Genomic DNA, 14,935 nt, shown 5'->3' on the forward strand with positions numbered 1-14,935 from the left:
GTATAGCTCACAATTATGAGTTCAGAATTAGAACATATATCGGTGTTGATGAATGAGACGCTCGATGCACTAGATATTAAGCCGAGTGGCACTTACATTGACGGTACTTTTGGTCGCGGCGGTCACTCGGGTCAAATTCTGAAGCACTTGGGAGAGTCTGGGCGTTTGCAAGCAATAGATCAAGATCCTCAAGCCATCCAAGCGGCGCAGAAGTTTGCTCAAGATCAACGCTTTTCGATAGCACATAATCGTTTTTCAAACATTGCTCAAGTTGCTGATGAGGCAGGTTTAACCGGGCAAGTAGATGGTATTTTGTTGGATATTGGCGTGTCTTCTCCACAGCTAGACGATGCAGATCGCGGGTTTAGCTTTATGAAAGACGGCCCTTTGGATATGCGTATGAATCCAGACGCAGGGCGCAGTGCCGCTCAGTGGTTGGCTGAAGCTGAGCTGGAAGACATGGTGCATGTGATCAAGAAATATGGTGAAGAAAAATTTGCGAGACGAATTGCGCATAAGATCATTGAAACGCGGGCTGAAACGGAGATTACTACTACTAAGCAGCTGGCGGACTTAATCGACGAGGCGGTCCCTGTCAAAGATAAGCATAAACACCCTGCAACACGCACATTCCAAGCCATCCGTATTTATATCAATAGTGAGCTGGAAGAAATCCAAACCGCGCTGTCGGCTTCATTGGAGGTGTTAAAGCCAGGTGGCCGTCTTGTTGTGATCTCATTCCATTCACTTGAAGACCGGATCGTGAAGCAATTTATTAAAAAGCAAAGCAAGGGGGAGGCCATTCCTAGAGGTTTGCCGTTAACCGATGATCAGATCAACAAAAACTTGACGCTTAAAGCGATTGGTAAAGCGATTAAGCCCAGCCAAGCTGAAATTAACAGTAACCCCAGAGCAAGAAGTTCAGTGTTACGTATTGCCGAGAAACTCTAAATGGCTAAACCTGCGCAACGTAAACCTCAGTTATTTTTAGAAATTTGCCAAGTACTTTTGGCAAACAAGCTGACGTTTTTGTTACTGGTGAGTGTGTTTATATCAGCATTAGTCGTGGTACAAATCACACACTCTACTAGGCAGCAGTTGATTTTGCAGGATAAATTACTTCAGCAGCGAGATGAGCTCGATCTGGAATGGCGCTATTTACTCGTAGAAGAAGAGTTTTACTCGCAGCACGCAAGAATTGAAGAAATCGCGAAAACACAATTAAAAATGTTGCGTCCCACCAGTAAAGAAGAACAGGTTATTGAGCTGCCATGAAAAATAAAAATAAGTCTTCTCAAAACTTGATTGCATGGCGTTTTATATTGGTGTGCGTCATGCTGGTGTCTGTGTTTTTGGCATTGATAGCCAGAGCTGCTTATTTACAAGTGATAGAACCTGATAAAGCACGCGAGGAAAATGCAAAACGCACCGTTAGAAAAGAAACCTTGCATGTTCAACGAGGGATGATTTACGACCGCAACGGCAAAGAGCTAGCTGTGAGTGTCCCGGTGGTGAGTGTTTATGCGGACCCTTATGCATTAGAAAAAGCGTTGAAAAAAAGGGTGTTGAGACAAGCGAGAAAAGACCGTGAGGATCATGTCGCGCTTGCTGAAAATGAAGCTGAACTTAAATCGCGTACTCAGCAGTTATATCAAGCTCAGGCCCGGTGGCGAGAATTATCAGATGTTCTCCAATTGCCTGCAGAACAAGTGAATGGAAAATTACGCGGTAATGCAAAGCGCAGATTTGTGTATTTAAAGCGCCAAGTCACGCCCGCGGTCGCAAAGTATATCCGTCAAATGCGTTTGCCTGGGATCCACCTACTTGATGAGTCAAAACGTTTCTACCCAAGTGGGGAGATTGCCGCTCATGTACTCGGTGTCACAAACATTGATGGTGTTGGGATTGAGGGAATAGAAAAACGCTTTGATTCTGCATTAACGGGCACCGAAGGGCTAAGAACAATACGAAAAGATGCACAAGGTCGTGAAGTGCAAGTGCTTTCAGAAGAAGAGCGTGTTGAGCCAGAAGACATTCACTTGAGTATTGATCACCGTATTCAGACAATCGCCTATGTCGCATTAAAGTCAGCCGTACTCACCTACCAAGCGACCTCTGGTTCTGCCATGGTGGTTGATGTGCATACAGGCGAGATACTCGCGATGGTGAATAGTCCAAGCTTTAATCCTAACGACATGAGCACAGCAGCACCTTACAAGCGCAGAAACCGTGCTATTACTGACTTATTTGAGCCCGGCTCTACCCTAAAGCCCTTAGCCATTCTCGCGGGCTTGGAGTATGGTGTGATCACAGCTGATGAAATCATCGATACCTTTCCTGGTTGGATGCGTTTAGGCGGCAGTTTAGTGAAAGATACCCGCAATCATGGTGAGATGTCATTACGCGAAATTCTTAAAGTATCGAGTAACATGGGGGTGGCAAAAATCAGTCAAAGGCTCCCTAAAGATGATTTTGTTGGCATATACCAAAAAGCGGGGTTTGGTGAAGATACAGGCACCATGATGATTGGTGAAAGCTCAGGCTTATTTTATCCCAACCGAAGGTGGTCAGATTTTGAAATAGCCACTCTATCTTACGGTTACGCCGTGTCTGCCAGTACAGCTCAAATAGCGAGGTTGTATGCAACAATTGGGGCCGGTGGTATTTCTCGGCCTTTGACGATTTTAAAGCAAGATGAGCCACAACCAGGTGAGCGTATTTTCAAAGAGGAAGACACCAAAGCGGTGATAGCCATGATGGAGTCTATTTTTGAAAAGGGGGGCACTGCATCCATGGTTAAAGTGGATGGCTACCGTGCAGCTGGTAAGACAGGAACCTCAGAAAAAGCCATTGCAGGCGGTTATGGTGATGAATATGTTGGTTATTTTGCTGGAGTAGCTCCGGCGAGCGACCCGCGTCTGGCTGTTGTAGTCATGGTGAATGAGCCAGGCGGTGATGTTTATTACGGTGGTCAAACTGCAGGGCCAGTATTTGCTGAAATCGTGTCCAATTCATTACGTATGCTCAATGTTGCACCGGATAAAGAACGAGTAGCCTATATTTCAGGAAAAAATGACGATGCGTGACTTAGCTGAAGTACTCAAAAATTTTGGAGTAGTGAGTCCACAAATATTTATAAATGCATTGCGTTTAGACAGTCGAGAAGTCACTGAGGGTGATTGTTTTATCGCCATTTCAGGGCATCAGCTAGATGGCACTGAATTTATCTCAATGGCAGTTAAACAAGGTGCCGTTTGCGTCTTAGTTGATGAAAAAGCCACCGTAGGGCCCCTTGAAATCCCCATAATTCGTATCGCTGACTTGAAAAGTAACTTACCCAGTATTGCTGCACTGTTTTATCAAAACCCGAGTGCAGAGATGGCCGTTGTGGGTGTAACTGGTACTAATGGTAAGTCGACAACCACAGCGATGATAGCCAGCTTGGCTGCCCACTGTGGAACGCCAAGCGCTGTGATTGGTACGCTTGGTTATGGGGCGCCTGACAAGTTAACACCGTTGAATAACACCACGCCATCGGCGGTATTGTTGCAGCAAATTTTCAGTGAGTTACAGGCTGATTTTAATCAAGTCGCGATGGAGGTATCATCGCATGGCATTGTGCAGGGCAGAACTGCACAGGTTGACTTTAATGTCGCGGTATTTACCAATTTAAGCCGTGATCATTTAGATTACCACGGCGATATGAACAGTTATGCGCAGGCGAAAAAGCGTCTTTTTACGGACAGTTCTGCACGCTATAAAGTGCTGAATATTGATGATAAGTATGGACGACAATGGCTAGATGATTTAGCTCAAGAAGCGTGTGTTGTATATGGTGAAAAACCAGACAGGCATAATTATCAACACTATGTTTTTTTTCACGATGTGGTATGCGACCAAAATGGTATTTCTCTAAAGCTTGATACTACTTGGGGCGATGTAAAGATCACCACAAATTTGTATGGGTTGTTTAATGTATATAACTTAGCAGCAGCGATTGCAGCGTTGTTGGTGCAGGGTTACAAACTAGAACAACTGCAGGCGGCTGCAACGCAATTAGTGCCAGTTGATGGCCGCATGCAAGCATTTAGAGCCGCTAATTTTCCTACCTGCATTGTTGACTATGCACACACACCTGAGGCGTTAGAGCTTGCACTGAAAGCGCTGCAACAACATGTACCGGGTAAAGTGAGTTGTGTATTTGGGTGTGGTGGCGATCGTGATAAAGGCAAAAGACCATTGATGGCCAAAGCGGCAGAACAATTTGCCGACACAGTGGTGATTACCAGTGATAACCCTCGAAGTGAAGATCCAGACACAATAATCGCAGATATTAAGGCTGGGCTCAGTGAGCCTCAGTATGCTGTGTCGCAACCTGATAGGGAGCTGGCCATTCGATATGCGATTGAACATGCTGACAAAGGCAGCGTGGTATTAATTGCGGGTAAAGGCCATGAAAACTATCAAATTATAGGAAATCAAACACTGAGATTTTGTGATAGAAGCTTAGTGAAATCAATTTTACAGGGGGAAAGTGCATGATCAAGATGGATTTTTCTTGGCTTGCAGAAGTGCTTGAGGCCCCTTTTAGTGGGCAGAGTTTGGCTGTTGCCAACATCAATACAGATACAAGAACAATAACAGATAATGAGGTTTTTTTAGCACTGAAAGGGGCTAATTTCGATGGCCATAAATTTGTTGCTGAAGCAAAACAAAAAGGGGCGATTGCAGCGATTGTGTCAGACCCCGTGGATGTTGATATTGTTCAGTTTGTTGTCACTGATACACGAATAGCATTAGGCCAGCTGGGCCAGGCTGTGATGCAACAGGTTGCACCTAAAACTGTGGCAATCACAGGCAGCGTAGGTAAAACAACGGTTAAAGAGATGACGGCGGCGATTTTGTCCAAACGTGGAAAAGTCCTTGCCACGAAAGGCAATTTCAATAATGACATTGGTGTGCCGTTAACTTTATTACGGTTATCTGAAGATGATGAATATGCAGTGATTGAATTGGGTGCAAACCACATTGGTGAAATTGCTTACACAAGCGGTTTGACCATGCCGGATGTCGCTGTTGTATGTAATGTTGCACCGTCTCATTTAGAAGGGTTTGGCTCTATCGAAGGCATTGGCCAAGCAAAGGGCGAGATCTTTGGCGGGTTAAAAGCAGATGGCGTTGCAATCGTAAATAGCGACAGTGAATTTGCGCCTATGTGGGAAGCCAGTTTGGCAGGGCAATCAGTCAAACGTTTTTCAATGCAAGATAAGTTGGATGTGTGGGCTGAAGATATTCAGTTAGATGAATTTGGTTGCGCTGCATTTAATTTATGCACAGAGCACACATCACAGCAGGTGAAGTTGGCGCTGCCAGGTAAGCACAACGTCATGAATGCGGTCATCGCGGCCTCGTTGACCTTGCCTCTTGGATCAACCCTCTCGGATATTGCACTCGCTTTGAAAGACATGCCAGTTGTTAAAGGACGCGTTAATGTCATTGATGTGTCAAACACATTACGTGTTGTGGATGATACATACAATGCCAATGTGCGCTCGGTAAAGGCTGCAATTGAGTTGTTAAAAGACATGCCTGGTACAAGAGTACTCGCGTTAGGTGATATGGCTGAGTTAGGAGAGGATGCTCGTGCCTATCATACGGAAGTCGGTGAATTTGCGAAACAACAAGGCATTGATGCCGTGTTCACACTTGGTGTGTTAAGTCGCAATGCCAGTGAGATATTTGATAAGCCAAATCGACACTTTTCTACTCGCGAGCACATGTTAGAGGCGTTATCGCACTTTATTAAGAATGAAACAGAGCAGTGCACCTTGTTAGTTAAAGGATCGCGCAGTGCCCGTATGGAGCTATTGGTCGCTGATCTTATTTCAGCGCATTCAAACTCAGAAAGTGGGGACCGATAATGTTAGTTTGGTTAGCTGAATATTTAACACAATACTACAGTGGTTTTAATGTCTTCTCCTATTTGACCGTGCGCGCAATCTTAGGCATTTTGACTGCGTTACTGATCTCGCTGTATTTTGGCCCTAAACTTATTCGTGCATTACAGCGCATGCAAATTGGTCAAACTGTGCGAGATGATGGCCCTGAGTCACATTTATCAAAATCTGGCACGCCTACCATGGGTGGACTACTTATCTTAGGTGCTATTTTTGTAAGCTCATTGATGTGGGGTGACTTAAGCAACAAGTATGTATGGGTGACGTTATTTGTCATTGGTTCTTTGGGTATCGTTGGTTTTGTGGATGACTATAGGAAAGTGATACGCAAAGACAGTAAAGGCCTGATTGCAAGGTGGAAATACTTTTGGCAGTCGGTAATTGCTATCTCTGTTGCTGCATTTTTATATTCAACTACCAGCTCACCAGAAGAAACCTCTTTAGTTGTTCCTTTCTTTAAAGATGTATTACCTCAACTTGGCCTGTTCTACCTCGTCATGAGTTACTTTGTGATTGTGGGGACGTCTAATGCCGTGAATTTAACCGATGGATTAGATGGATTGGCCATCGTACCAACCATTTTAGTGGCGGCTGCATTGGCAATTATTGCTTATTTAACAGGTAATGTGAATTTCTCAAATTATCTCCATATTCCTCATTTACCATTGGCGAGCGAACTTGTTGTTGTTTGTACTGCCATTGTGGGAGCAGGGCTTGGGTTTTTATGGTTTAACACATACCCCGCTCAAGTATTTATGGGAGATGTGGGGTCACTTGCTTTAGGTGGTGCGCTTGGGATCATTGCCATTTTGGTCAGGCAAGAATTAGTGTTAGTGATCATGGGGGGCGTATTTGTTATGGAAGCGCTGTCAGTCATTTTACAAGTTGGTTCATATAAATTACGTGGCCAACGAATTTTTAGAATGGCACCGATCCATCATCACTATGAATTAAAAGGGTGGCCTGAGCCGCGTGTTATTGTGCGCTTTTGGATCATTTCGTTCATCTTAGTTTTAGCTGGTTTGGCGACGTTGAAGATTAGATAAATGAGTTACTTAGATACGCTGAAACAAAAAGAAGTCACTGTGCTAGGGCTGGGAGTATCAGGCCTTGGCACTGTGCGGTTTTTGTTGCAGCACGGAATTTTACCTAAGGTCGTTGATACTCGCTCCGTGCCGCCTGGTGCTGATTGGCTCGCGCATAATGCACCTGAGTGTGAGGCTGTATTTGGCCCACTTGCAGAAGGCGCATTGCTCGAAGCCGATATTATTGTGATTAGCCCAGGGATCCCGCTATATGATAGGTATGTTGCCGAGGCGATCACATCTGGCATTGAGGTTATTGGCGACGTTGAATTGTTTGCGCGACTGAACACCACTCCGGTGGTTGCCGTAACAGGGTCAAATGGTAAATCAACAGTAGTCAGCCTCGCACATGCAGTGTGTCAAGCTGCTGGATTGAAAGTTGGCCTAGGTGGCAATATAGGCACTTCAGTATTAGAGTTTCTCGACCAAGATCTTGATGTCATTATATTAGAGTTATCTAGCTTTCAGCTCGAAACGACGCGGAGCCTGAAATGTGCCAGTTCTATGATCCTAAACATCACAGAAGATCATATGGACAGGTACCCTGACTTTGAAGCTTATTGCGCGGCTAAAAAGCGTATATATCAGCAAACAGATTGCTTAGTTTACAACATACATGATGAAAGGACGCATCACACCCACCCACATGCGGTGAGTGTGGGGTTAGAGGGCGCTGACTACTGTGTATTACCTACGTCACAAGGCGATTATTTTTGTGCGGATAGGCAACCTGTGTTGAGTGTTGAGCATTTAACGTTATCTGGTAAACACAATCAGTTTAATGCGCTAGCTGTGATGGCATTGCTATCTTCTTTTCAGATTGCGCCTGATGCATTTAAGACGGCGTTTTTAAAGTTTACCGGCCTCTCACATCGCTGCCAACTTGTAGCTGAGGTAGCTGGTGTGAAATATTTTAATGATTCAAAGGCAACGAATGTAGGTGCAACCGTCACTGCACTTGAGAGCTTACATAGTGATGCTCAAAAGATCATTCTTATTTTGGGCGGTGATGCTAAAGGGGCCGATGTTACCCCATTGCAAGCACCGATTCTCGCTCATTGTCGAGCCATTTATTGTTTTGGTAAAGATGCTGCGCTATTTTCAGCGATGCATCCGCAGAGCAACTTAGTGTCATCACTGAAAGATGCGGTACTTGGAGCAAGCCAATTGGCACAGAGCGGCGATATTGTATTACTTGCCCCCGCATGTGCGAGTATTGATATGTATCCAAATTACATGGTGCGTGGTGATGAGTTCTGTAAATGGGTTGAGGAGCTTTAAATGATCACAGCCATCAACCTAAAAGGCATTTTTGAATCTAAAAAAGCGGACACTTTGTTTGATTTGCCTTTGCTTTACGCAATGTTATGCCTGATAGGTGTTGGGTTTGTGATGGTGACGAGTGCATCGATGCCAGTTGCTGAGCGCCTTTTTGATAACCCTTACCACATCATCGTGCGTCATGGCATGTTCTTATTCATGGGGATGGTGCTATTTTGGTTGAGTACTTCAGTATCAATGATGTGGTGGAAGAGGTTTAACCCTTATTTGCTGCTGCTCGGTGTATTGATGCTGATCTTGGTGTTGATCATTGGACGTGAAGCAAATGGAGCAAGGCGATGGATCCCGGTTGGTCCCGTCGGTATTCAGGCTGCAGAAGTCGCAAAACTCTTTTTTATCAGTTATATCGCGGGTTACTTAGTTCGAAAGCGGGACGAAGTACAAGAAAATATTAAAGGCTTTGCAAAACCCATTGTCGTGTTTGCGGTGTATGCGTTTTTAATCCTTATGCAACCAGATTTGGGCACTGTGGTGGTTATTTTTGTCACTACCGTGGGCTTATTATTTCTTGCCGGCGCTAAGCTGTGGCAGTTCTTTGTTTTGATGCTCACTGGTATTTTTTTGGTGATTATGCTGATCATTTTCGAGCCTTACCGAATGGCAAGGGTCGTTGGTTTCTTAGAGCCTTGGAAAGATCCTTTTGGGAAAGGCTATCAGCTGGTGCAGTCATTAATGGCCTATGGACAAGGTGGCTGGTTTGGGCAAGGACTTGGAAACAGCGTTCAAAAGCTTCAGTACCTTCCTGAAGCGCACAATGACTTTATTTTTGCTGTCATAGCAGAAGAACTTGGGTTTATGGGCGTTGTTTGTGTGTTGTTAATGTTGGGCACTTTGGTGTTTCGCGCTTTGATAATAGGTCAGCAAGCACTTAAATCACAAAAAGAGTATGAAGGGTATTTAGCATTAGGGATAGGTATTTGGTTTGCGTTTCAAACCCTCGTTAACGTGGGGGCAAGTGCAGGTATGTTGCCGACTAAGGGCCTAACATTGCCTTTTGTATCCTATGGTGGCTCAAGTTTATTGGTAATGACCATTGCGGCAGGCTTACTACAGCGCATAGATTTTGAAACCAAAATGTCGACAAGGCAAGCAACATCGAGAGGCAGTAAACGATGACAAGGCGGCTATTGGTTGCAGCTGGCGGTACTGGAGGGCATATTTTCCCAGGTATTGCGGTGGCGGAAAAATTAAAACAACTCGGTTGGGAAGTTTCTTGGGTTGGCACTGAAGATAGAATGGAATCACAGGTTGTGCCAAAACATGGTTTTGATATTGACTACATAAAAGTGAAAGGGCTACGAGGAAACGGGTTAAAACGCTTAGTTAATGCGCCTTTTATGATTATTAAAGCGATATTTTCAGCGAGAAAAATTATTAAAAATCAAAAGCCTGATGCCATACTTACGATGGGCGGGTATGTCACAGGACCCGTAGGGGTCGCAGCTAAAATGCTGGGGGTGCCGCTAATAATTCACGAGCAAAATGCAGTCGCTGGTTTTAGTAATAAATTACTAGCGAAGCTTGCTACCCGCGTGCTGTGTGCTTTTTCTGGGGCATTTAAAGGGCAAAGTTATGATGTGGTTGGCAACCCAATTAGGGAGTCTGTGTCACAAATCAAAGCGAAGCCAATTGACCAGCAAATAAATTGTTTAGTGATTGGTGGGTCACTCGGCGCTAAGGCGCTTAATGAAGCAATGCCGAGTGTGTTTTCTTCACTCTATGGATCAGCAACAGCGTCATTGTCAGTTTGGCATCAAAGTGGTAAGGGCAACGGCCTATTAGTGTCAGATTACTATGAACACAGTGCATTCACATATAAAGTCACTGAGTTTATCGAAAATATGGATCAAGCCTATGAATGGGCTGATATTATTATCTGTCGAGCAGGCGCACTCACGGTCAGTGAGGTCGCCGCCGCGGGTAAAATGGCCGTATTTGTGCCTTTACCTCATGCGGTGGATGATCATCAAACGTTAAACGCGCGCGCGTTAGTTGATGAAAGTGCGGCTCTACTCATGCCGCAGTCGGAATTAAACGAGCACAGTATGGTTACTTTGTTAAAGCCATACTTTGAAGAACCACACTTAATTGAACAGAAAGCAGAGCGTGCCAAAGCATGTGCGCAATTAGATTCTACAAATACTGTGGTCGAAATAATTAAACAAGTTACGAGTTGAAGAGAAAGTTGTGAAAGAGAATAAATATCGCCGGGCTATGAGACGCATCAATACCATCCACTTTATTGGAATTGGTGGTGCGGGTATGGGCGGTATAGCTGAAGTGTTAGCGTATGAAGGTTACCGGATCACAGGGTCTGATATTGCACAAAATGCGATGACAGAGCGCTTATTAAAAGTGGGTGCAGAAATTTTTATTGGTCATGATGCTTCGAATGTCACCGATGCAGATGTGGTTGTGGTTTCTAGTGCAATCGATACGACTAACCCTGAAATTGTGGCGGCACAACAAGCACGTATTCCCGTGGTGAGACGCGCAGAAATGCTGGCCGAATTGATGCGCTTTAGGCATGGAATTGCGGTTGCGGGCACGCATGGGAAAACGACAACCACAAGCCTCGTAGCGAGCATTTTTGCCGAGGCGCAGCTTGATCCTACTTTCATTATTGGCGGTTTGCTTAATAGTGCAGGTAGTAACGCGAAAGTGGGCAGTAGCGATGTATTAATTGCTGAGGCTGATGAAAGTGATGCATCTTTTTTACATTTGCAGCCGATGGCATCGGTGATCACAAATATTGAAGCTGATCATATGGATACCTATGGTGGGGATTTTGAAAAGTTAAAAGATACGTATATCGACTTTATTCACAATTTACCATTTTATGGCTTAGCGGTTGTTTGCATTGATTCACCGGTAGTGCGAGAGCTTTTACCTAGATTTGCAAGACCAACTATCACGTATGGTGAAAGCGAAGATGCTGATTATCGCATGACTGATTATGTGCAAGACGTTGGCAGTTGTCGATTCACGGTATTACATAAGTCAGGGTCGAGTATAGATATTACGTTAAATATGCCAGGTAAGCATAATGCGCTAAACGCAACCGCAGCGATTGCCATTGCAAAAGATCATGATATTGAATGTGCAGCCATACAAGCTGCATTACAAGAATTTGCTGGCATAGGTCGTCGTTTTCAACATTACGGTACTTTTAATAATGATTCAGGTGAGGTGATGTTGGTGGATGATTATGGACACCACCCATCTGAAGTTGCTGTAACGATTCAAGCTGCACGTGCGGGTTGGCCTGACAAACGATTGGTCATGTTGTATCAGCCTCATCGATATACGCGTACGAGAGATTTGTATGAAGAGTTTGTTAAAGTGCTGGCAGAAGTCGATCAATTGATATTGCTAGATGTCTATGCCGCTGGTGAGTCTCCGATTGTGGGTGCAGACAGTAAAGCGTTATGCCGAAGCCTAAGACAACGCGGCGTTGAACCGATTCATGTTGCTGAGCATGCAGAGCTGCAAAGCGTATTAGGAGACGTGATCCAAGATAAAGATCTAGTGATTACTCAAGGTGCAGGTAATATTGGTCAAATCGTGAAGCAGCTTGCTGCAACTGAGTTATCAAAGCAAAGTTTAAAAGCGGAGAAACGATGAGTAAATTTGGTAAGGTAGCTGTTTTACTTGGTGGTAGTTCTGCAGAGCGAGAGGTTTCATTAGCTTCTGGCAATGCTATTGTTGAAGCGCTTAAAAACCAGGGCGTGGATGTTATTGCATTTGATCCAGCGCAACGTAGTGTTTCTGAACTTACCTCTCTGAATGTTAAACGTGTTTTTATTGCTTTGCATGGTAGAGGCGGCGAAGATGGCACGGTGCAAGGCGCACTGGAATTTATGGGGATCCCATATACCGGCAGTGGCGTGCTAGGTAGTGCTTTGGCAATGGATAAAATTCGCTGTAAACATCTATTTGAATCAGCCAAGCTCAGCACGGCCAAGTACGCTGTTGTTGATAAACATAGTGGCTATGATGCCAAAGCGATTATTAATGAACTCGGTGAGGTGATAGTTAAACCAAGCCATGAAGGTTCAAGCGTTGGCATGGCTAAAGCCCATGATGAGCGCTCATTGATTGAGGCATTAACGGCCGCTTTTAAATTTGATAATCAAGTTTTGGTCGAGCAATGGATTGAAGGTCGTGAATTCACTGTGAGCATTTTAAATGGTGGGGCTTTGCCTGTGATTGAAATGCGCACACCGCGTGGGTTTTATGATTACCAAGCTAAATATAAAGAAAATACCACAGAGTACATTTGCCCAGCAGAATTAAACCCAGCTTATACAGAGCAACTTCAGGTCATGTCATTGCATGCATTTGAGTTAGTTGGGGCAACTGGGTGGGGCCGCGTTGATGCGATGCAAGATGCGAATGGCCAATTTTATTTATTGGAAGTCAATACGGTACCTGGGATGACCGAAACATCTTTGGTGCCTAAAGCTGCGAAATCTCAAGGTATTAACTTCGAGCAGTTAGTCGTTCGCATTTTGGAGCAAACGTTATAATATGCGCCCACATATAAAAAAGGCGTTTACAATACTCAAAGGCCTTAATTGGCCTAGTGTGTTGGGAGTAAGCTTTTTTTTCGGCGTTGTATTGATGTTGGTGCACAGTGTTTACTGGGTCAGCGATTGGCTGGTTGAGCATAGAGATGCGCAGATAAAGACTTTAACAGTATTAGGAGACCCTCTTTATACTGATGAAGCTGAAATTGTTGCAGCGATAAAAAAAACAGATCTATCCAGTTTTTTTCAACTGAATGTAAAAGCCGTGCAGGCGGCCGTGAAAGGTTTGCCTTGGGTTGCTAGTGTATCGGTGCGTAAACAATGGCCCGATACAATTCAGGTGTATGTGGTAGAGCACAAACCAGTTGCATATTGGAATAGTGACTCACTATTAAATGTAAATGGTACAATATTCCAAGCTGACAGTAATAGGCTGTCTGCAGATTTACCTCAGTTATACGGGCCAGAGGGCAGTGAGGTAGAAGCTTGGGAAACATTTTTGCAACTAAAAGAAATGTTAGCGGTTAATTCATTTGAATTGACAAGCCTTGCTTTATCCGAGCGATTTGCTTGGCAATTGTGGTTAAAAAATGGCATCAAGCTCAATTTAGGCAGAGAAGAAAAGGCCAAAAGAGTGCAAAGGTTCATTGATGTGTATCCGTTGTTAGAAAGACCTGACGGAGCACTGCTGGATGTGATCGATTTGCGTTATGATACAGGGCTGGCGGTGAGTTGGAGATACCCCCAGGTACTAGAGAAAAAAGATAAGAGTAAAGCATGACCAAGTCAGCAGAAAGAAACTTAGTGATAGGACTGGATGTCGGCACTGCTAAAGTAGTGGCTACCGTCGGTGAGATCACATCTGATAATCAATTAAGTATTGTTGGCGTTGGTAACCAAGTTGCGCACGGTATGGATAAAGGTGGTGTAAACGATCTTAACTTGGTATCTGACTCAATTAAACGAGCGATTGATGAGGCTGAACTAATGGCAGATTGCAGAATTAGCTCAGTGTATTTGGGGATATCAGGTAAACACATTCAATGTCAGAATGAAAGCGGTGTAGTAGCGATTAATAACGCAGAAGTGACGGACGATGATATTGCAAATGTTATTCATATTGCACGGTCAGTACCGATTTCCGCCGAAAGAAAGATGCTCCATTCGTTACCTCAAGAGTACAGCATCGATATGCAAGAGGGGATAAAAAACCCGTTAGGCATGAGCGGTGTTCGAATGGAAGCCAAAGCACATATTATTACCTGTTCTAATGATATGGCTAAGAACATAGAAAAGTGTGTTGAGCGGTGTGGTTTAGAAGTAGATCAGCTTACCTTTACAGCCTTAGCCTCTTGCTACTCTGTGCTAACAGAAGATGAAAAAGAGCTGGGTGCAGCTGTGGTCGATATCGGTGGGGGTACCATGGATATCGCTATTTACGTAAATGGTGCACTTCGCCATACTGCTGTGATCCCTGTAGCTGGTAATCAAGTCACAGGAGATATCGCAAAAATATTTAGGACACCTCTCTCACATGCAGAGTCTTTGAAGGTACAATACGCATTTGCCAGCAGCCAAATGGCCAGTGTTGAAGAAACCATTGAAGTACCAAGTGTGGGCGGTCGACCTTCACGTATTATGTCACGTCATACGTTGTCAGAAGTGGTTGAGCCAAGGTTTAGAGAGCTGTTTGAATTAGTTCAAGAAGAAATTCGCCGTTCAGGATTTGAAGATCAAATCGCGGCAGGTGTTGTCATGACAGGTGGCAGTGCCAAAATGAAAGGGGCTTTGGAAGTCGCTGAAGACATATTCCAAATGCCTGTAAGGATAGGAAAACCTGTTGGGATCACGGGATTAACAGATTATGTTGATGATCCGGCATATGCAACAGCGGTAGGTTTGTTACAATACGGCCGTACGCTGCAAGCCAAAAATGCACAAAAGGCGAAGGTAGATGCCGAAGATGGTTGGTGGAGCCGAGTAACTAAATGGTTCCAAGGTGAGTTTTAAAGCTCAAGTCGGA

General features: G+C 44.4%; 13 protein-coding genes. All 13 read left to right on the forward strand.

What is annotated here, in order from left to right; translation table 11 throughout:
* Positions 1–15: 15 nt before the first annotated feature.
* From rsmH to ftsA, 13 genes are read left to right on the forward strand one after another with little or no spacing between them, the layout of a single operon-like run.
* A complete protein-coding gene (gene rsmH / locus JF50_RS03940) occupies positions 16–951 on the forward strand; it encodes a 16S rRNA (cytosine(1402)-N(4))-methyltransferase RsmH (protein ID WP_039608203.1) in 936 nt (311 codons plus the stop codon).
* The gene (ftsL, locus tag JF50_RS03945; protein WP_039608204.1) at positions 952–1,275 is read left to right on the forward strand and encodes a cell division protein FtsL; all 324 of its coding nucleotides are present in this window, start codon (positions 952–954) and stop codon (positions 1,273–1,275) included.
* On the forward strand, positions 1,272–3,086 hold the full coding sequence (locus JF50_RS03950; RefSeq protein ID WP_039608205.1) for a peptidoglycan D,D-transpeptidase FtsI family protein: 1,815 nt from the start codon (positions 1,272–1,274) through the stop codon (positions 3,084–3,086). The genes ftsL and JF50_RS03950 overlap by 4 nt, the downstream gene beginning before the upstream one ends.
* Positions 3,079–4,542, forward strand: coding sequence for a UDP-N-acetylmuramoyl-L-alanyl-D-glutamate--2,6-diaminopimelate ligase (murE, locus tag JF50_RS03955; protein ID WP_039608206.1), 1,464 nt, complete (start codon positions 3,079–3,081; stop codon positions 4,540–4,542). Before JF50_RS03950 ends, murE begins: the two co-directional genes overlap by 8 nt.
* Complete coding sequence (locus JF50_RS03960) at positions 4,539–5,921, forward strand: UDP-N-acetylmuramoyl-tripeptide--D-alanyl-D-alanine ligase (RefSeq protein ID WP_039608207.1); 1,383 nt, start codon at positions 4,539–4,541, stop codon at positions 5,919–5,921. Before murE ends, JF50_RS03960 begins: the two co-directional genes overlap by 4 nt.
* Complete coding sequence (gene mraY / locus JF50_RS03965) at positions 5,921–7,003, forward strand: phospho-N-acetylmuramoyl-pentapeptide-transferase (RefSeq protein ID WP_039608208.1); 1,083 nt, start codon at positions 5,921–5,923, stop codon at positions 7,001–7,003. Before JF50_RS03960 ends, mraY begins: the two co-directional genes overlap by 1 nt.
* On the forward strand, positions 7,004–8,323 hold the full coding sequence (gene murD / locus JF50_RS03970) for a UDP-N-acetylmuramoyl-L-alanine--D-glutamate ligase (protein WP_039608209.1): 1,320 nt from the start codon (positions 7,004–7,006) through the stop codon (positions 8,321–8,323).
* On the forward strand, positions 8,324–9,499 hold the full coding sequence (ftsW, locus tag JF50_RS03975) for a cell division protein FtsW (RefSeq protein WP_039608210.1): 1,176 nt from the start codon (positions 8,324–8,326) through the stop codon (positions 9,497–9,499).
* Entirely contained in the window at positions 9,496–10,560 is a 1,065-nt protein-coding gene (gene murG / locus JF50_RS03980) for an undecaprenyldiphospho-muramoylpentapeptide beta-N-acetylglucosaminyltransferase (RefSeq protein ID WP_039608211.1), read from the forward strand. Before ftsW ends, murG begins: the two co-directional genes overlap by 4 nt.
* A gap of 37 nt (positions 10,561–10,597) precedes the next feature.
* On the forward strand, positions 10,598–12,007 hold the full coding sequence (gene murC, locus JF50_RS03985; protein WP_052262126.1) for a UDP-N-acetylmuramate--L-alanine ligase: 1,410 nt from the start codon (positions 10,598–10,600) through the stop codon (positions 12,005–12,007).
* Positions 12,004–12,912, forward strand: a complete 909-nt coding sequence (locus JF50_RS03990) for a D-alanine--D-alanine ligase (protein ID WP_039608213.1) — start codon at positions 12,004–12,006, stop codon at positions 12,910–12,912. Before murC ends, JF50_RS03990 begins: the two co-directional genes overlap by 4 nt.
* Position 12,913: 1 nt before the next feature.
* Complete coding sequence (locus JF50_RS03995) at positions 12,914–13,693, forward strand: cell division protein FtsQ/DivIB (protein WP_039608214.1); 780 nt, start codon at positions 12,914–12,916, stop codon at positions 13,691–13,693.
* Positions 13,690–14,922, forward strand: coding sequence for a cell division protein FtsA (gene ftsA / locus JF50_RS04000; protein ID WP_039608215.1), 1,233 nt, complete (start codon positions 13,690–13,692; stop codon positions 14,920–14,922). Before JF50_RS03995 ends, ftsA begins: the two co-directional genes overlap by 4 nt.
* Positions 14,923–14,935: the final 13 nt, after the last annotated feature.

It is taken from the genome of Pseudoalteromonas luteoviolacea, from assembly GCF_000814765.1.
Classification (GTDB): Bacteria; Pseudomonadota; Gammaproteobacteria; order Enterobacterales; family Alteromonadaceae; genus Pseudoalteromonas; species Pseudoalteromonas luteoviolacea_H.